Origin of the sequence: [Clostridium] clostridioforme AGR2157, assembly GCF_000424325.1 — a bacterium.
Lineage (GTDB): Bacteria > Bacillota > Clostridia > Lachnospirales > Lachnospiraceae > Enterocloster > Enterocloster clostridioformis_A.
Map to the genome: position 1 here is coordinate 47,962 of NZ_KE384165.1, position 16,619 is coordinate 64,580.

The following is a 16,619-nucleotide window of genomic DNA, read 5'->3' on the forward strand; positions in this document are numbered from 1 at the left end:
TATCTTATATCACGGACCTGCTTTTGTCCACTGGATTTTATTCTGCGGCCTCATCTTTTGCGGCTACCTCAGCTATGGATTTGGCCAGACCGGCAATTCCCTGGATATCCGAAGGAATGATAATCTTATTGGCCTTTCCGTTGGCGGCTGCCTGGAACGCCTCCAGGCTCTTAAGCTGAAGGACTGCATTGTCAGCCCCTGCCTCTTTGATGAAGCGGATACCGTCTGCCGTAGCCTGCTGTACGGAACGGATGGCCTCTGCCTGTCCCTGGGCCTCCTTAATCTTCTTTTCCTTCTCAGCCTCCGCCTTTAAAATGGCTGCTTCCTTCTCAGCCTCCGCGTTCAGAACTGCTGATTCCTTGTTGCCTTCCGCCACCAGAATCATGGACTTCTTCTCGCCCTCAGCCCTCAGGATGGATTCACGGCGCTCGCGCTCTGCCTTCATCTGTTTCTCCATGGCCTCCTGGATGGCTGCCGGAGGAATGATGTTCTTAAGCTCTACCCTGGTCACTTTGATGCCCCATGGGTCCGTGGCAATATCCAGCGACTCCTGCATCTTGGCATTGATGGTTTCCCTGGAGGTCAGTGTTTCGTCCAGCTCCAGGTCACCGATGATATTACGCAGGGTGGTGGCTGTCAGGTTCTCAATGGCAAGCAGCGGGCGCTCCACACCGTAGGCATACAGCTTCGGGTCCGTGATGTAGAAGAATACCACCGTATCAATCTGCATGGTTACGTTATCCTTAGTGATAACAGGCTGGGGCGCGAAGTCCTCAACCTGCTCCTTCAGGTTCACCTTCTTAGCCACACGGTCGATGAAGGGAACCAGGAAATGAATGCCCACGCTGTATGTGCCAAGGTAGGCACCCAGCCGCTCCACCACCAGCGCCTGAGCCTGGGGCACGATTCTGATACAGGTGGACAGAATGAATAAAATAATGACTGCAATGATGATGAACGTGATGAATCCTCCGATTGCTCCAAACATATGAATCCTCCTTGTGTTTCTTTATGCTTTTTCCACCTCATGTTCCTGCTTCGCCGCGGCTACCAGCAGCTTTGCCCCGCTGACAGCGGATATAACCACTACATCACCCGCTTCAAAGGTATTACCCTCCTCTGCCGCCCTGGCAAGCCAGATCTCACCGGCCAGGATGGCAGTCCCTGTACCTGCCACATTATCAATACGGTCCTTGACCACGGCCTTACGGCCTGTAAGACTGTCAACATTGGTTTTTGTCCGCTTGCCGTACAGGTACTTGTAAGCAAAGGGACGGACCATGAGAAACAACACGAAGGACACTGCCACAAACACTGCCAGCTGGGGATACAGACCGCCTCCACACACCTGCACCACCAGCGCCGCCAGGGAACCCCCGGCAAACCAGATGCTGGTCAGGGATGTGGTAACTCCTTCCACTACCAGAAAAACCACAAATGTGATAAGCCAAATAAGGGACATGTAAATCTCCTTTCATCTGCACAGAATATGGAGAAAATTGGTTACCTATTCTTATTGTATCATAGTCAGACTTAAAATCAATCAAGTGATTGTAAATTTATCATATTCTTAATATAATTGTAAGCAGTGCGAAAGGTTATGCGGCAGTTAAGGACGCCGCTGCTGTTATTATATGTTTTTGCAAACAGGTTATACTTAACATAAACAAAATACACTTGATTAGGGGGCACAACATGAAACGCATACTCTTACTGGGAACAGGCGGCACCATTGCCTGCAAGCGCACCGATAAGGGGCTTAAGCCCGTCATTACATCGGATGAAGTCCTGTCCTATGTGCCTGACAGCCAAAGCTACTGTGAAATCCATTCCATCCAGCTGATGAACATAGACAGCACCAACATACAGCCCTGCCACTGGCTGGCCATTGAAAAGGCAATCGAGGAAAACTACGGCCAATACGACGGCTTTGTCATCACCCACGGCACGGACACCATGGCTTATACGGCCGCGGCCCTGTCCTACCTGATTCAGCATTCGCCAAAGCCAATCATCATCACCGGGGCCCAGAAGCCCATTGACATGGAAAATACGGACGCCAGGACCAACCTGGCCGACAGCCTTCTCTTTGCCTCCTGTCCCGGCGCCCACGACGTAAACATTGTCTTTGACGGCAAGGTCATCGCGGGCACCAGGGGAAAGAAAGAGTGGACAAAAAGCTATCACGCATTTTCCAGCATCAACTTTCCTTATGTGGCCATCATCCAGGACGGTCAGATTATATTCTATCTGGACGACAAGGACAGGGACAAAAAGCAGGTCTGCTTCTACCGCCAAATGGACGGGGAGGTGGGGCTCATGAAGCTGATTCCTTCCATGGACGCTTCCCTGTTAGATTATATGGCGGAGCATTACGATGCCGTCATCATAGAATCCTTTGGAGTGGGCGGCCTGCCTTCCTACCAGGACGGGGATTACCACGGCGCCATCGCCCGGTGGACAGGTCTTGGAAAGACCGTCATCATGACAACCCAGGTCACCAACGAGGGCAGCGACATGTCCGTCTACGAGGTGGGCCGGAGCATCAAACAGGAATTCGGCCTTCTGGAAGCCTATGACATGACCCTGGAGGCAGTGGTCACTAAAATCATGTGGATACTTGGTCAGACAAAGGACCCGGCCCAGATACGCATGATGTTCTACGAGACCGTGAACCGGGACATACTCTGGAAATGGAGTGAAAATTAATATCCTAGCAGTAATCCTTTATCCCCTGGCACACCGGGACTCGTCCCATTCCTATATCAGGCCCAGGGTACGGATGAGGTCCAGCCACAGCGTCAGGGTAAAGGCACTGCCGCAGGTCGTGATTGCCACCACACTGGAGCTCAGCACGCCTTCATGTCCCATGTTCCGCGCCATTACAAAGCAGCTGACTGTTGTGGCAGACCCCAGCATCACGAGAATCGCCACCAGCTGCTGCTGCCGAAACCCCAGGTACACCGCGGCCGGAAGGAATATGGCGCAGAGGAGTACCAGCTTTACGGCGCTGGCACCCAAAGCCGCCCTGACCCCCTGTGATGCCTGTCTGAGGTCAAAGGACGCACCCATGGCCATCAGGCCCAGAGGCGTGGCCACTCCTGCCAGGCTGGACACGGTTTTTTGCCGTGCTCCACGGACTCCAGAGAGCCCTCAGGGATATAACCGGGGAACACTGGGATATAAGCCGGCTTCTGCCGGTTCTGGGCATACCGGGGCTGGATGCATTTGAACGTCTGGGTATACATTCCCCCGACCAGATATTCCGGATTTATCCCCGGTGGGAGCAGTATGAACAGGAGTATCAGTACACTGCCTATCTGTATGAGGGCATTGTACCCCTGTTGGATTTCCTAAAAAAAAGGGCTGCGGCCTGGGCATCATCACCTCCAAGACAATGCCCCAGTACACCTGCAGCTTCCTTCCCTTTCAGATATCCGAATATTTTCAGACCGTCATAACGGCCGATGACACAGTCCGCCACAAACCGGACCCGGAACCCATGCTTGAATATATGGAACGCACCGGGGTCTGTCCTCAGCAGATTCTCTACATCGGGGACAGCATCTACGACATGCAGTGCGCTTCCCGGGCCGGAGTTGACTCCTGCCTGGCTTTGTGGGGCTGCCACTGTCCTGATGGTATCTCATCCACCCACCGTTTTGAGGAGCCGGCTGCCATGATACGCTGGCTTGAATGATGCTCTGGTTTGAATCTTTTGCCGCTTTGAATGATTTACCGCCTTAAATGATTCACCGCCCCGAATCAGATTTCCCCCTCAGCAGCGCCAGTCTGGACTGGTCAAATATTATCTAACTGGATATTTCACTCAGTCCACCTTTCCGCTATAGTAGGTATCAGCATTTAAGCACTTCAACTTAAGGAGGTATCCCTATGACGGAACGTTTCACTGCTAAAAAACTGGTGTTGTCCGCACTCTTCGCGGCACTGGCCTGCGTGGCCACCATGTCCATCCGCATCCCCACCCCCGGTACAGGCGGATACATCCACCCAGGCGACGCCATCGTGATTCTCTGCGGCGTGTTTCTGGACCCGGTATCCGCATTCCTGGCAGCCGGCATCGGCTCCTGCATGGCAGACCTGCTGGGAGGTTATTTCATCTATGTCCCCATTACCTTTGTCATCAAGGGCCTGGTGGCATTCTCGGCAAGCCGTGTCTGCCGCAGTTTAAGGGCCAGAGGAATGAGTCCGTACGCTGCCGTAGCCGGCTGCGGTGTGATTGACATTATTCTGGTGGCCGGAGGATACTGCCTGTGCGAAATCTTTCTGTACGGATTAGGGGCTGCCCTGGCCAGCGTTCCCAGCAACATCATCCAGGGAATCAGCGGCCTGATTATCTCCAGCGCCCTGTATCCGGTCCTCCAAAAGCCTCTTTCCATGGCATTAAAGGCTTAGAGCGAGTCCAACATTTCAGCCACGGTCTCTCCATAAATGGGATGGCGCTTATAGGGCGCTGTCTCAGCCAGCACATCATCGCACTCCATGGCAAGCTCCTTATCCAGGTTTGTCAGCAGCCCGGGAAGGGCCTCCACTATGGTTACCCGGATGCCAATGGCAACTATACAAAATCCTCCCGCATGGGTTGAAAGATATCCAGAAGGATTCCGGCCTTCCTGCACATGCATCCGTGCTCCACGCCGTCCAGCTTTAGCATGGTATCCCCTGCCCTCACTGTTTTTTTCTCACCGTCTATATTAAACTCGAATTCTCCGCTGACCACATATGTAATCTGGGAATGGGGATGATGATGAAGACTGCCCACAGCTCCCTCCTCAAAGGTATTCTCCACACACATCAAATCCTTACTGTAAGCCAGAACCCTCCTGACAACCCCAGGCCCCGCCTGAACCGGCTCCGCATTCTCATGAAACACCCATCTTTCATCCAGCATGTCACTGTCTCCTTCCATCATTCACTGCGGTCATCCGCAGTATATTCTCCATTATACCAAGACCGCGGGGCCGCGGCTAGTCCCTGCCTCGTTGTTTTATGCACCTGAAAATGTATCTCCCGGCCAGGCTGATTACGCCTCTTCAAATCCCACGCAGTGGAGGAATCTTGCAAATGCCCTCCGTCCCCTCTCATCGCATTTATAGACGCCTGCATCCTCCAGAACCCGTGCAAACACCTTTCCCACTTCCTCCTGCAGAATGGGCCATACATTATCCCTCGTCACCAGGATGCCCTTTTCCTGATATCCGGGCAGGAATTCCTCCACCCAGTCAGCGTGTTTCTTAAGGACCTCATCCCTTCGTATATCCCTGCCATCCACCATGTACTCTCCCAGCATTGCCAGTTCCGTCTTAAGCCTGGAAGGCAGCACAGCCAGTCCCATGACCTCAATCAGACCAATGTTCTCTTTCTTTATGTGATGCAGCTCCTGATGGGGATGGTATACGCCCAGCGGGAATTCCTCTGTGGTAATATTATTGCGCAGCACCAAATCCAGTTCAAAGGTATCCCCAACCTTCCTGGCAATGGGCGTAATGGTGTTATGAGGTTCTCCGTCTGTCTCGGCAAAGATAAACGCATCCTCATCCGTATAGCCTCTCCATGCTCCCAGCACAACATCCCCCAGTTCAATCAGCCTGTCCGGATCAGCTGCCCGAAGCCGCAGCACGGACATAGGCCAGAATACGATTCCCGCCTCCACGTCCTCATACCCTTTTATGGAAAAGTGTTTCTCTATGGGCGCTTTTGCCATGGCAAAGGTATAATGTCCCCCCTGGAAATGGTCATGGCTCAGGATGGATCCTCCCACAATGGGAAGGTCTGCATTGGAACCCAGGAAATAATGGGGGAACTGCTTGATAAAGTCAAACAGCTTTCTGAATGCCGCCTTATCAATTTTCATAGGCACGTGCTGTCCGTTAAACACGATGCAGTGCTCATTATAGTACACATATGGGGAATACTGGAATCCCCACTGACTGTTATTGATGGTAATGGGAATGATTCTGTGGTTATTCCGGGCCGGATGGTTGGTCCGCCCTGCATATCCCACGTTCTCCATGCACAGCTGGCATTTGGGATAGCCGCTCTGCTTAGCCAGCTTAGCCGCAGCAATGGCCTTTGGATCCTTTTCCGGTTTGGACAGGTTTACCGTAATATCCAAAGTACCGTAGCGGGTATCCGTGGTCCACTTCATATCCCTTGCAATGCGGTAACGGCGGATATAATCGGAATCCTGGCTAAAGCCATAATACCAGTCCGTTGCTTTCTCAGGGGACTCCTCATAGCGTTTCCAGAATTCCTTCACCACCTCGCCCGGCCTTGGCATCAAACAGTTCATCAGCTTTGTGTCAAGAAGGTCCCGATAAACCACGCTGTCCTCCTTAAGCACGCCCGTGCCTGCAGCACAGTCCAGAAGCTCCTTTAAAATGGCCTCCAAATCCCCGCTCTCCACCGGCCCCTGGGGTTCTTCATACTCGTCCATTCCCATCACATCCAGGATTTGGTTCCTGGCATAGATAGCGTCCACCTCAGATATGAGACCCTTATCCAGACCGTACTGTACCAATCCCTTAACCGCTTCATAAACCATAGAAATATCCTCCCTGTACACTCTTCCATCTAAGCGCAGCCACATGCCGCTGTTTTCTTCCATTATATCCCTCACACCCCGTAACCACAATGCACTTTTTTACTTTTATATCCTGATTTCATTAAAAGGCGCGGAATAAACGGTTCACCCGTCCCACCAGAATTCCTCCCAGAAGGCCAATCAGTGCTCCCGCCGCACAGCCTGCTGTCAACAGCACCGGCAGGTAGGAAAATACCCCAAATGTATTCACCACAAAAGCCGCCATCAGAAACTGTCCGATATTATGGGCCACTCCTCCCAGTATGCTGACTCCCACCATTCCGAACAGCCTGAACCGCTTGCACAGGGCCATGACGGTAAGGCTCAGGGCAGTCCCTGCCAGGCCAAACAGGATGGCCGAAGGCGGTCCAAACAGAATGCCTGATAAGAGTATGCGCACCACGCTGATAAGAGCTGTCTCTTTTGTTCCCATGCAGTACAGTCCCACCATGGTCACCAGATTAGCCAGACCCAGCTTTACCCCGGGTGCTCCCAGATATACCGGCACCAATGACTCCACGTATCCCAGCACCAGGGCCAGGGCTGTCAGGATCCCAAAAAGGGCTGCATTTCTGGCTGAGGTCCTTGGGGCTGGTTTTGTACCCGGGCCTTTATTTACCGTTACAGCTGATTTTTTATATGATTCTGTGACTGTCTTTTTCTGATTCGGCATGTGATCCTCCAGTCTTCATCGCGGCTTTTCATCCTTTCCCTGTGCTCTGTCCTCAACACGCATATAGTATACCATGCATGACCCAAATCTTCCATAGCGCCTTAGATCGTTTGAAAATGGACACGAATGAATTATCACCGCTGCTTGTGTGAAAACTCATTGTATGCAGTGGCGTATTGTGATAAAATAAACAATATATCCCAACCCAGCGCCGTCCGCATATATTCCGCTCCGGCGCATACTACTATATTTTTTAAAGGAGTGTTTTTCATGAAGAGAAATACCATCAGTTCCTATGCCAGAAGTTTGATTGGCATTGCTGTCATGGCAGCGTTGTCCTTAGCGGTAATTGCTGTATCAGACCCTTTGTATAAGGCCTTAAGAGGACCTGTGACCACGGCCCGCCCTGAGGTGCCTCTGGCCGACGGAATCTATACCTATGAAGCTCCGGAACCAGACTCAAACGGTTTCCGGGACAGAACCACCCTGACAGTATCCGATGGTATCATCGTATCCTGTATCTGGGATTCCTTTAACAGTGACGGGGAAAGCAAACAGAAGCTTTCCATGGAAGGCCAATATATTATGACGCCGGATGGGCCTATATGGAAAGCCCAATCAGACAGCGTATGCCGGTATCTGATAGAACACCAGCGTCTGGCCGGTCTGGCTGGTGACGACGGATACACCACTGACGCCGTGGCCTCAGTCAGCATCAACGTATATCCATTTATAAACGGAGTGGAGGAATGTCTGCGTCAGGCGGAAATCAAATGAACATATTACAGAAACGAGACGTGATTCTGGCTGCTGCCATTCTATTGATCGCGGCTGCTGCCTTTAGCATCAGCCACTATATCCGCCGCACACCGGCAGCCATTGCCCAGGTGTCTGCGAACGGAACCGTAGTGGAAACACTGGATCTCAGCAAGGATACGGAGATAACGGTTACCTCCTCCAACGGCGGCACCAACCACCTGATTGTAAAGGACGGTGAAATCTGGTGCAGTGAGGCCAGCTGCCCTGATAAGGTCTGTGTCCACCAGGGAAAAAAGCATTTAAACAGCGACACCATTGTGTGCCTTCCCAATCAGATGATTGTAACCATAACAGGCGGGGAATAAATCCCCCGCCTGTTATATTTATTTCTTCATTCTATGCTCTAAAACTTCTTAGTCTTACCCACTCCGGCCAGAGCTGTCTTGATATCATCAAAGCTCATTCCGCCCGCGGAATCAATGGTGGCAACCACGGCGCCCTCCACCAGAGGACAATCCACCATCTCCACCTTCTTTCCCTCGAACATCTCAATGACCATCTCCGTGGTCATGACAGCGCTTCCCAAATCCACCAGAACAAGAACCCCGTCATCGGAATATACAGACTCTATGGCTGCCTGTATCTTCTCAAAGCTGGTTCCAAAGCCGCCGTCGTCCATGCCTCCGGCCGGCGCGATTCTTGCGCCGGGCGCCATGATGGAGGTCAGCTCCACCACACTTTTTGCCAGATTTTCACTGTGAGACACAATCACCAATCCTACCATATGTATTACTGCTCCTTTCAGCCGGACACGGTACCTCTATGCCGATATTTGTATCCGGTATCTGTCTCTATACCAGCCCCGCAATGACTTCCAGCATATAGGAATAAGAGGTGGCTCCCGGATCCTGATGCCCCAGTCCCCTCTCTCCCACATAGCTGGCCCGGCCTTTGGTCGCTGCCAGGTCCTTGGTGTGCTCTGCGCCTGCCCAGGCTGCCCTGACTCCGGCCTCCAGCACTTCCCTGGCGCTCTTTCCCTCTGCCGCCACGTCCTTCATGGCTTTCAGGGAAGGTACCATGGCATCCAGCATGGTGGCTTCCTCCACAGTGGCCTTTCCTCTTTGCTCCACTGCCTGTACAGCCGTATCCATCATTGACAGGAAATCAGCCATATCCATCTCTTCCTTTCCTGCCAGGGCCATGCCCGCCTTCATATAGGCCGAACCGTACAGGGGGCCGGAAGCGCCTCCCACAGTGGATACCAATGTCATGCCCACTGTCTTCAGAATGGTCCCTATATCCTTTCCCTCCAGGTCAGGAAGCTTTCCCTCCACCGCTGCAAATCCCCGCGCCATATTAATGCCATGGTCACTGTCTCCAATCGGCTGGTCCAGCTCTGTGAGATACTCCTTCTCGGCCTCCATTTTCAGACCGATTGCCTTGATGATCTCCAATACCTTTTTACTGTCTGCCATGATGACCCACCTTTCATTTCAATCTATTTTTTCTATGACCTCATAAATGCCTGTTACTTCCAGGCCGGCGTATCCGCCGGAGCATCCAAAAGCTCCCTCAGCTGGTCATCCAGCCGCAGAAGAGAGATGGAGAATCCCTGCATCTCGATGGAAGTCATGTACTCTCCCACAAAGGTCTTATAAACCTTGATTCCCTTTTCAGCCAACACATCCGAAACCCTGTTATTGATGATAAAAAGCTCCATGAGAGGCGTTGCACCTGCTCCGTTGATCATCACAGCTACCTCGCGGCCCTCATAGTCAATGTCTCCCAGTATCTGTGCCAGAAGCATATCCGCCACCTGGTCCGCAGTCTTCATGGACTCCCTGTGGGTTCCCGGCTCACCATGGATCCCGATTCCCACTTCCATCTCATCATCTGACAGTTCGAATCCCGGCTTGCCTGCCGCGGGAACCGTACATGGTGCAATGGCTGCTCCCATGGTCCGCACATTGTCGATTACCTTCTGCGCCACTGCATGGACCTCAGCCAAGGAAGCGCCTGTCTCTGCCATGGCGCCTGCGATCTTATGTACAAACACGGTTCCGGCCACACCTCTGCGTCCCACTGTGTACAGACTGTCCTTCACCGCCACGTCGTCATTGGTCACCACATACTTCACGGTAATGCCTTCCATCTCAGCCATCTCAGCGGCCATCTCAAAATTCATCACATCGCCGGTATAGTTCTTGACTACCATGAGCACGCCTGCATCCGTGGCAATGGCCTTGATTCCCTCATAAATCTGGTCCGGGGTAGGGGATGTGAACACTGCGCCGGCCACAGCCGCATCCAGCATGCCGCATCCCACATATCCGCCGTGAGCCGGTTCATGCCCGCTTCCTCCTCCGCTGATCAGGGCCACCTTTCCTTCCTTCTTATTGGCTCTGACCACCACATTGCCGCAGTCCAGCTTTCTCAGATAACCCGGATACGCCTTAACCATACCCTGTATCATCTGATCCTCTACCAGCGCCACATCGTTGATAAATTTCTTCATATTGCGTAAACCCCCTTCTATTTAATAGGCTGCACCAAATGCGGGTATCCTGTTACTCGCCCAGACAGTTCATGTCGTTAAGTCCGCAGGTCTTGTCCCCGTCCTCCTCAACACAGTTCATGTCGTTAAGTCCGCAGGTCTTATCCTCCTTCCCTTCCAGGCAGTTCATGTCATTGAGTCCGCAGGTCTTATCCTCTTCCCCGGTAATTCCGTTCATGTTATTGATGTCCAGTTTCTTCTCCATTTAGAGCCCTCCTTCTTCTTCGGACGGCGCCCCATTCTGCCGGTCCGCCATCCATCAAACTACAGTAAGCCGGCCGCCGCCTTATGGCAGCTGCCGACTGACCGGCGCGCCCCTGCTGATTCAGATGGAAACCATATTTCTGTCCCATCTCTCAGCCAGGAGCACACGACTATAGTACTTCCTTGGTGGCCACTATATCAACTCCCGTGCCGGCCACGTCTGCCACGACCACATCTCCGATGTGGATGGGAGCCTTGACGGTTACGCCCTTTAAGGCCTTTACACACTGGAATATCTTATCCTTGGGTATATCTTCCCTGGTCTTGACAGATACCATGTCAGCCCGTCCGCCTTCCACCCTCACAGTGGAGGTGACGATTCGGGTCGGATTGGTCACTTCCTTGCGCGCATATGTCTCGCCCTTCTTGCATGTGTACCCTGTGATGGTCTTGATTTCCCCGTTTTCCAGTTCAACGGTCAGAGGACACCCCATAGGACAACCGATACAGATAAGTTCTCTCTTTTCCATGGTCTATGCCTCCTCTACCTTTATTGTAATCTTCTTAATACCGGGATGCAACATCAATTTTTCCTTCTGGAGCTTTATCTCCTCCATCTCTCCCGGCGCCATGACCGGACGTTTCCTGTGCATTACCTGCTCATCATCAAAGTATACGCCGATGTAGCAGTTTTTATAAACATTTCCAACACGGAAACGTACGATTTGTGTATCCTCCATGCGGTCCGGATGGATGGTGCAGGGAACCGTATAGCGTACCCCGTCCACGGCTCTTAACTCAATCTCCTGTCCTGACCCGGAGCGCCTGCCGTCCTTCACATATCTGGCTGCGTTCTTACCCGCTGCCGCTGCCTCCTCTGATACGAAATCCACCAAATCATGAACATGGAGCACGTTGCCGCAGGCAAATACGCCTTCGATATTGGTTTCCAGGCTTTCGTTCACCACCGGCCCTGATGTGACACGGTTCAATTCCACGCCCATTCCGTTAGACAGCTCATTCTCAGGAATCAGTCCCACGGAGAGAAGCAGAGTGTCACAGGTATAATCCTCCTCGGTTCCCGGTATAGGCTTACCCTTCTCATCCACAGCAGCCAGGGTGATTCCCTCCAGCCGCTCCTTTCCCCGTATGTCAACCACGGTATGGCTCAGCTTCAGCGGTATGCCGTAATCATCCAGACACTGTACGATATTACGTTTCAGTCCTCCGGAATAAGGCATCAGCTCTGCCACCACCTTCACCTTGGCGCCCTCTAATGTCATACGCCTGGCCATGATAAGGCCGATGTCGCCGGATCCCAGGATAACCACTTCCCGCCCCGGCATGAAGCCCTCCATGTTCACCAGACGCTGGGCCGTACCCGCGCAGTAGATGCCCGCCGGCCGGTAGCCCGGTATGTTGAGCGCCCCTCTGGAACGCTCCCTGCATCCCATGGCCAGTATGACAGCCTTGGCCTGTATCTCAAACAGTCCCTCTACCCTGTTCATGGCTGTGACCACCTTGTCATGGCTGATATCCATAACCATGGTGTTTAACTTATATTCTATATTCCTCTCATACACCTGTTTTTCAAACCTGGCAGCGTACTCCGGGCCTGTCAGCTCCTCCTTGAATGTATGGAGGCCGAATCCATTGTGGATGCACTGGTTTAATATGCCTCCCAGTTCCTTATCGCGTTCCAGGATCAGGATGCTCTCTATCCCGTTATCCCTGGCCGCTACAGCTGCAGCGAGACCCGCAGGACCGCCCCCGATTATGACAATATCATATTCCCTCATCTTGCGCGCGCCCCTTTCTATATTCTGTCCTTATTAGTTCCCACTACAAGCTTCGAATCCCCGCCGGCCTTTGTAATCTCCGTCATGGGAAGTCCCAGCTCACGGTGAAGCAGTTCCATGGACCTGGGGGTGCAGAACCCTGCCTGGCAGCGGCCCATTCCCGCCCTGGTCCTGCGCTTGATGCCGTCCAGGGAACGCGCCCCCAGGGGCCTGTGGATGGCATCCAGGATTTCTCCCTCCGTGACCATCTCGCAGCGGCAGATGATATTGCCGTAAGCAGGATTCTGCTTGATCAGCTCTGCCTGCTCCTCTTTTGTAAGTGTATCCGGGTCCAGAATTCCCTTGCGGCTGCCGTTAAACTGCGGATTGGGCTCCAGTCCCAGCCTTTCCTTAAGGATTCCCGCCACCATTCTTCCAATGGCAGGACAGCTGGTAAGACCCGGAGACTCAATTCCCGCGCAGTCTACGAATCCAGACGCGTCCTCCAGCTCCTTTATGATGAACTCATGGTGATCCTCATGGGCCCTGAGTCCCGCAAAGGATGTGATGACCTGACGCATGGGAAGGTCCTTTACATTCATCCCTGCTTTTGCAATCAATTCGTCCAGTCCCTCCCTGGTGGTAGCCGTGGCCTCCTTATCCTCAATATCAATAGCCGTGGGCCCTACAATCAGGTTGCCATGGACCGTAGGGGAGACCAGGACGCCTTTTCCATACTTTCCCGGAAGGGCGAATATGGTGCGGCTCACATGATTTCCGGCGCTCTTATCCAGCAGGCAGTAGTCTCCCCTTCTGGGGGTTATGTGTATCTTTGTCCCGCTGACCATGTTGTGGAACTTGTCGGCATGGACTCCTGCCGCATTGACCACATAGCGGGTCTCATACACGCCCTGGTTTGTTTCCAGCGCCCATCCGCCCTCTATCCTGCGGATATCCGTCACCTCAGTGTTAAATTTAAAGTCCACGCCGTTGGTATAGGCATTTTCCGCCAACGCAATGTTTAGATTAAAGGGACATACGATGCCTGCCGTAGGTGCATAGAGAACACCTGCCACCTCATCTGCCAGATTGGGCTCCATTTCTTTTATTCTTGCCTTATCCGTGATGATTTCCAAATCCTTTACACCGTTCTTAACCCCCCGCTCATACAGAGCTTTCAGGTCCGGCAGAGACTCCTCATCCAGACATACCACAAAGGAACCGCAGGGATTAAAGGGAAAATCCAGCTCCTTTGCCAGTTCAGGCATGATCTGGTTTCCTTCCACATTCAGCCTGGCCATAAGCGAGCCTTCCGCCGCGTCATATCCGGCATGGACAATGGCACTGTTAGCCTTGGAAGTACCGCAGCACACATCCTCCTCCCGTTCCAGGACACAGGCATTCACCTTATACCGTGACAGCTCCCTGGCAGATGCAGCGCCGGACACGCCGGCCCCGATTATTATTACGTCATACATATGTTTTGTTCCCTTCCTTCTTTTTTTGTGAAAATACCGAATCCTCCCGGCATCTTCCTGCCGCCGCCCTCACCGGGCCGGTCTTTATTTTAAAACCGCCGGCCCGGTTTAAAAACAGCCAGCCCGGGCGGCCAACATTCAGCCCCGAAGGGTTAAAAAAAAGCGGAGCAAACAAGGCGTGTTTCCACACCCATTTGCTCCACTCTGTTCTCACGCAATCAATATTCTGTTAATACTATATGTTACATCCACGGAATTGCCTGATACAATAACACTGCCGCTACTGCGCCCACAACCGGTCCGATGATGACAACCGGCGCATAGCCCCAGTTGGAATCGCCTTTACCCTTAATTGGCAGGACAGCATGTGCAAGACGTGGTCCAAGGTCACGTGCAGGATTGATGGCATAACCGGTCAGACCCCCCAGAGACATACCGATTGATACGATGATTCCGAATACAAGCAGTTTATCCACGCCTGGAGCAATGCCGGATACCTGGCCGATGCCTTTGATTGCAAATACAAGTACGAATGTGCCAACTACCTCGCTTAAAATGTTGCGTCCCATGTTAGGAACGGATGGTCCTGTACAGAAGGTTCCCAGCTTGGTTGCCTCTGACTCGGTTGCGTCATACTGGTCCTTGAACAGAAGGTACACAATGACAGCGCCCACAAAAGCACCTGCGAACTGTGCAACAATGTATCCGGGAACAAGTCCCCATGCCATGCTTCCATCCACTGCCAGGGCAATGGTAAGTGCCGGATTGAAATGCGCGCCGGATGCGGCGCCGAAGATGAACGCTGGCAGCATAACCGCAAAGCCCCATGCAAAGGTAATCTGGATGGAACCAGCCCCCTTCATGCCTGATTTATTGAGCGTCACGTTTGCTACAACGCCGTCACCTAAGATGATCAGTATCATGGTCCCCAAAAACTCTGCAATATATGGTAACATATAATAACCCCCTTATCTGTATGGCATGGCCCCGGCCCCGGTGCCAAAGAGGCGCCGGACGCCGGGCAGCCTTGCCGAATCACACTGTTTCATACCCATATCTGATTAATCTTCTTTTGCCCATCCATAAGAGCATTTCACGGCCTTGTTCCAGCCGGTCACCATCTCAGTCCTCTTCTCCTCTGAAATCTCCGGAGTAAAGGTGCGGTCAATGGCCCAGTTCTTGATAACTTCTTCCTTGTCAGCCCAGTATCCAACTGCCAGACCTGCCAGATAGGCAGCGCCCATGGCGGTGGTCTCCACGCACTGAGGACGGTTCACCGGAGCATTGATAATGTCTGCCTGGGTCTGCATCAGATAGTTGTTTGCACTTGCTCCGCCGTCCACCTTAAGGGCTGACAGCTCAATGCCGGAATCCGCCTTCATGGCCTGGAGCACATCGTTGGTCTGATAGCACAGGGAATCCAATGTGGCGCGGATAATGTGATATTTGTTGACGCCGCGGGTAATGCCCACGATAGTGCCTCTGGCGTACTGATCCCAGTGAGGTGCGCCCAGTCCTGTGAACGCAGGAACCACATAACATCCGTTGGTGTCCTTTACCTTCTTAGCCATGTACTCGGAATCCGGTGAGGAATCTATAATTCTCATCTCGTCCCTCAGCCACTGGATAGCGGCGCCGGCAACGAAGATGGAACCTTCCAGAGCATAATTCACTTTGCCGTCCAGTCCCCATGCAATGGTGGTAACCAGTCCGTTCTTGGAGAATACCGGCTTCTCTCCTGTGTTCATCAGCAAGAAGCAGCCGGTTCCGTATGTATTCTTTGCCTCGCCCGCATTGAAACAGGTCTGGCCGAAAAGCGCTGCCTGCTGGTCGCCTGCCGCCCCTCCGATGGGGATTGGGCCGCCAAAGAACTGCGGGTCAGATTCACCGTATACGAAACTGGATGGTTTTGCTTCCGGAAGCATGCACTTCGGAATGTTTAACTCGGCCAGGATCTCATCATCCCACTGCAGTGTGTTGATGTTGAACAGCATGGTGCGTGATGCGTTGGAATAATCGGTTACATGTACTCTGCCTTTGGTCAGCTTCCAGATCAGCCATGTCTCCACTGTTCCGAACAGCAGCTCCCCTTTTTCTGCGCGTTCCCTGACTCCTTCCACATTTTCCAGTATCCATCTCAGTTTTGTTCCTGAGAAATAAGCGTCAATCACAAGCCCTGTCTTGGCACGGAAGGTATCGACCAATCCTTTCTCCTTCAGTGTATCGCAGTACTCGGAGGTCCTGCGGCACTGCCACACGATTGCATGGTATACGGGCTCCCCAGTCTCCTTATCCCATACAATGGTGGTCTCACGCTGGTTGGTGATTCCGATGGCCGCGATGTCATCTGCGGTAGCCCCGATTTTGGACATAGCCTCCACTGCAACGCCTAACTGTGTGGACCAGATTTCATTGGCATCGTGCTCCACCCAACCTGGCTTCGGGAAATACTGAGTAAATTCCTTCTGTGCAACACTGCACATTTCCCCCTTTTCATTGAACAGGATACACCTGTTGCTTGTCGTTCCCGAATCCAGTGCCATTACATACTTTGCCATAAAAAACCCTC

Annotated in this window: 19 protein-coding genes and 2 pseudogenes; 5 read left to right on the top strand and 16 right to left on the bottom strand. The window is 52.7% G+C overall.

Translation table 11 applies throughout. The annotated features are described in order from the left end of the window. Positions 1–37 precede the first annotated feature (37 nt). Both G614_RS0125925 and G614_RS0125930 read right to left on the bottom strand, forming a co-directional pair. On the bottom strand, positions 38–988 hold the full coding sequence (locus G614_RS0125925) for an SPFH domain-containing protein (RefSeq protein ID WP_027644182.1): 951 nt from the start codon (positions 986–988) through the stop codon (positions 38–40). Positions 989–1,009: 21 nt separating this feature from the next. Further along, the gene (locus G614_RS0125930) at positions 1,010–1,462 is read right to left on the bottom strand and encodes an NfeD family protein (protein WP_027644183.1); all 453 of its coding nucleotides are present in this window, start codon (positions 1,460–1,462) and stop codon (positions 1,010–1,012) included. Positions 1,463–1,695: 233 nt separating this feature from the next. On the opposite strand from G614_RS0125930, the gene G614_RS0125935 reads away from it, so the two are divergent. After that, a complete protein-coding gene (locus G614_RS0125935) occupies positions 1,696–2,709 on the top strand; it encodes an asparaginase (protein ID WP_027644184.1) in 1,014 nt (337 codons plus the stop codon). 51 nt (positions 2,710–2,760) lie between these two features. Here G614_RS0125935 and G614_RS0125940 read toward each other — a convergent pair. Beyond that, positions 2,761–3,126 (bottom strand): annotated as a pseudogene (locus G614_RS0125940) (AEC family transporter); the annotation flags it as partial. On the opposite strand from G614_RS0125940, the pseudogene G614_RS34865 reads away from it, so the two are divergent. After that, positions 3,102–3,700, top strand: a pseudogene (locus G614_RS34865) (HAD family hydrolase). The pseudogenes G614_RS0125940 and G614_RS34865 overlap by 25 nt on opposite strands. Positions 3,701–3,894: 194 nt before the next feature. Continuing rightward, positions 3,895–4,416, top strand: coding sequence for an ECF transporter S component (locus tag G614_RS0125950; protein ID WP_027644186.1), 522 nt, complete (start codon positions 3,895–3,897; stop codon positions 4,414–4,416). On the opposite strand, the gene G614_RS31645 is transcribed toward G614_RS0125950, so the two are convergent. The 4 genes from G614_RS31645 to G614_RS0125970 form a co-directional block, all read right to left on the bottom strand. Next, complete coding sequence (locus tag G614_RS31645; RefSeq protein ID WP_162142795.1) at positions 4,413–4,646, bottom strand: hypothetical protein; 234 nt, start codon at positions 4,644–4,646, stop codon at positions 4,413–4,415. The two genes, G614_RS0125950 and G614_RS31645, sit on opposite strands and share 4 nt — an antisense overlap. Further along, complete coding sequence (locus tag G614_RS0125960) at positions 4,580–4,912, bottom strand: cupin domain-containing protein (protein WP_027644187.1); 333 nt, start codon at positions 4,910–4,912, stop codon at positions 4,580–4,582. The genes G614_RS31645 and G614_RS0125960 overlap by 67 nt, the downstream gene beginning before the upstream one ends. Positions 4,913–5,044: 132 nt before the next feature. Further along, positions 5,045–6,628, bottom strand: a complete 1,584-nt coding sequence (galT, locus tag G614_RS0125965; protein ID WP_027644188.1) for a UDP-glucose--hexose-1-phosphate uridylyltransferase — start codon at positions 6,626–6,628, stop codon at positions 5,045–5,047. Positions 6,629–6,686: 58 nt separating this feature from the next. Further along, entirely contained in the window at positions 6,687–7,277 is a 591-nt protein-coding gene (locus tag G614_RS0125970) for a Gx transporter family protein (protein ID WP_027644189.1), read from the bottom strand. Between the two features lie 270 nt (positions 7,278–7,547). Between G614_RS0125970 and G614_RS0125975 the strand changes: the two genes are divergently transcribed. Together G614_RS0125975 and G614_RS0125980 are read left to right on the top strand one after the other, a co-directional pair. Further along, the gene (locus G614_RS0125975; RefSeq protein ID WP_027644190.1) at positions 7,548–8,054 is read left to right on the top strand and encodes a hypothetical protein; all 507 of its coding nucleotides are present in this window, start codon (positions 7,548–7,550) and stop codon (positions 8,052–8,054) included. Continuing rightward, a complete protein-coding gene (locus G614_RS0125980; RefSeq protein WP_027644191.1) occupies positions 8,051–8,401 on the top strand; it encodes a NusG domain II-containing protein in 351 nt (116 codons plus the stop codon). Before G614_RS0125975 ends, G614_RS0125980 begins: the two co-directional genes overlap by 4 nt. 38 nt (positions 8,402–8,439) lie before the next feature. Here the strand turns inward: G614_RS0125980 and dhaM are convergent, their stop codons facing one another. The 9 genes from dhaM to glpK all read right to left on the bottom strand — a co-directional run bounded on the left by dhaM (position 8,440) and on the right by glpK (position 16,608). Next, positions 8,440–8,820, bottom strand: coding sequence for a dihydroxyacetone kinase phosphoryl donor subunit DhaM (gene dhaM, locus G614_RS0125985; protein WP_027644192.1), 381 nt, complete (start codon positions 8,818–8,820; stop codon positions 8,440–8,442). 67 nt (positions 8,821–8,887) lie between these two features. After that, positions 8,888–9,511, bottom strand: coding sequence for a dihydroxyacetone kinase subunit DhaL (gene dhaL / locus G614_RS0125990; RefSeq protein ID WP_027644193.1), 624 nt, complete (start codon positions 9,509–9,511; stop codon positions 8,888–8,890). A 53-nt stretch (positions 9,512–9,564) separates the two neighbouring features. After that, on the bottom strand, positions 9,565–10,551 hold the full coding sequence (gene dhaK / locus G614_RS0125995; protein ID WP_027644194.1) for a dihydroxyacetone kinase subunit DhaK: 987 nt from the start codon (positions 10,549–10,551) through the stop codon (positions 9,565–9,567). A 52-nt stretch (positions 10,552–10,603) separates the two neighbouring features. Continuing rightward, positions 10,604–10,795 (bottom strand): hypothetical protein, encoded by a 192-nt coding sequence (locus G614_RS0126000; protein WP_027644195.1) that lies wholly within the window; start codon positions 10,793–10,795, stop codon positions 10,604–10,606. Positions 10,796–10,964: 169 nt separating this feature from the next. Next, a complete protein-coding gene (locus G614_RS0126005; protein ID WP_027644196.1) occupies positions 10,965–11,324 on the bottom strand; it encodes a DUF1667 domain-containing protein in 360 nt (119 codons plus the stop codon). A gap of 3 nt (positions 11,325–11,327) precedes the next feature. Then, positions 11,328–12,593 carry an NAD(P)/FAD-dependent oxidoreductase gene (locus tag G614_RS0126010; RefSeq protein WP_027644197.1) on the bottom strand — a complete coding sequence of 422 codons (1,266 nt, stop codon included), beginning with the start codon at positions 12,591–12,593 and terminating at the stop codon, positions 11,328–11,330. A gap of 17 nt (positions 12,594–12,610) precedes the next feature. Beyond that, positions 12,611–14,050: an NAD(P)/FAD-dependent oxidoreductase gene (locus G614_RS0126015; protein WP_027644198.1), complete on the bottom strand. Its 1,440-nt coding sequence runs from the start codon at positions 14,048–14,050 to the stop codon at positions 12,611–12,613. Between the two features lie 242 nt (positions 14,051–14,292). Then, positions 14,293–15,006 carry an MIP/aquaporin family protein gene (locus G614_RS0126025; protein WP_027644200.1) on the bottom strand — a complete coding sequence of 238 codons (714 nt, stop codon included), beginning with the start codon at positions 15,004–15,006 and terminating at the stop codon, positions 14,293–14,295. Between the two features lie 105 nt (positions 15,007–15,111). Further along, a complete protein-coding gene (glpK, locus tag G614_RS0126030; protein WP_027644201.1) occupies positions 15,112–16,608 on the bottom strand; it encodes a glycerol kinase GlpK in 1,497 nt (498 codons plus the stop codon). Between the last annotated feature and the right edge of the window lie 11 nt (positions 16,609–16,619).

Coding starts and splice junctions, on each gene's coding strand:
- G614_RS0125925 (WP_027644182.1), bottom strand. CDS start 988: ATGTTTGGAGCAATCGGAGGATTCATCACGTTCATCATCATTGCAGTC.
- G614_RS0125930 (WP_027644183.1), bottom strand. CDS start 1,462: ATGTCCCTTATTTGGCTTATCACATTTGTGGTTTTTCTGGTAGTGGAA.
- G614_RS0125935 (WP_027644184.1), top strand. CDS start 1,696: ATGAAACGCATACTCTTACTGGGAACAGGCGGCACCATTGCCTGCAAG.
- G614_RS0125950 (WP_027644186.1), top strand. CDS start 3,895: ATGACGGAACGTTTCACTGCTAAAAAACTGGTGTTGTCCGCACTCTTC.
- G614_RS31645 (WP_162142795.1), bottom strand. CDS start 4,646: ATGCATGTGCAGGAAGGCCGGAATCCTTCTGGATATCTTTCAACCCAT.
- G614_RS0125960 (WP_027644187.1), bottom strand. CDS start 4,912: ATGCTGGATGAAAGATGGGTGTTTCATGAGAATGCGGAGCCGGTTCAG.
- galT (WP_027644188.1), bottom strand. CDS start 6,628: ATGGAAGAAAACAGCGGCATGTGGCTGCGCTTAGATGGAAGAGTGTAC.
- G614_RS0125970 (WP_027644189.1), bottom strand. CDS start 7,277: ATGCCGAATCAGAAAAAGACAGTCACAGAATCATATAAAAAATCAGCT.
- G614_RS0125975 (WP_027644190.1), top strand. CDS start 7,548: ATGAAGAGAAATACCATCAGTTCCTATGCCAGAAGTTTGATTGGCATT.
- G614_RS0125980 (WP_027644191.1), top strand. CDS start 8,051: ATGAACATATTACAGAAACGAGACGTGATTCTGGCTGCTGCCATTCTA.
- dhaM (WP_027644192.1), bottom strand. CDS start 8,820: ATGGTAGGATTGGTGATTGTGTCTCACAGTGAAAATCTGGCAAAAAGT.
- dhaL (WP_027644193.1), bottom strand. CDS start 9,511: ATGGCAGACAGTAAAAAGGTATTGGAGATCATCAAGGCAATCGGTCTG.
- dhaK (WP_027644194.1), bottom strand. CDS start 10,551: ATGAAGAAATTTATCAACGATGTGGCGCTGGTAGAGGATCAGATGATA.
- G614_RS0126000 (WP_027644195.1), bottom strand. CDS start 10,795: ATGGAGAAGAAACTGGACATCAATAACATGAACGGAATTACCGGGGAA.
- G614_RS0126005 (WP_027644196.1), bottom strand. CDS start 11,324: ATGGAAAAGAGAGAACTTATCTGTATCGGTTGTCCTATGGGGTGTCCT.
- G614_RS0126010 (WP_027644197.1), bottom strand. CDS start 12,593: ATGAGGGAATATGATATTGTCATAATCGGGGGCGGTCCTGCGGGTCTC.
- G614_RS0126015 (WP_027644198.1), bottom strand. CDS start 14,050: ATGTATGACGTAATAATAATCGGGGCCGGCGTGTCCGGCGCTGCATCT.
- G614_RS0126025 (WP_027644200.1), bottom strand. CDS start 15,006: ATGTTACCATATATTGCAGAGTTTTTGGGGACCATGATACTGATCATC.
- glpK (WP_027644201.1), bottom strand. CDS start 16,608: ATGGCAAAGTATGTAATGGCACTGGATTCGGGAACGACAAGCAACAGG.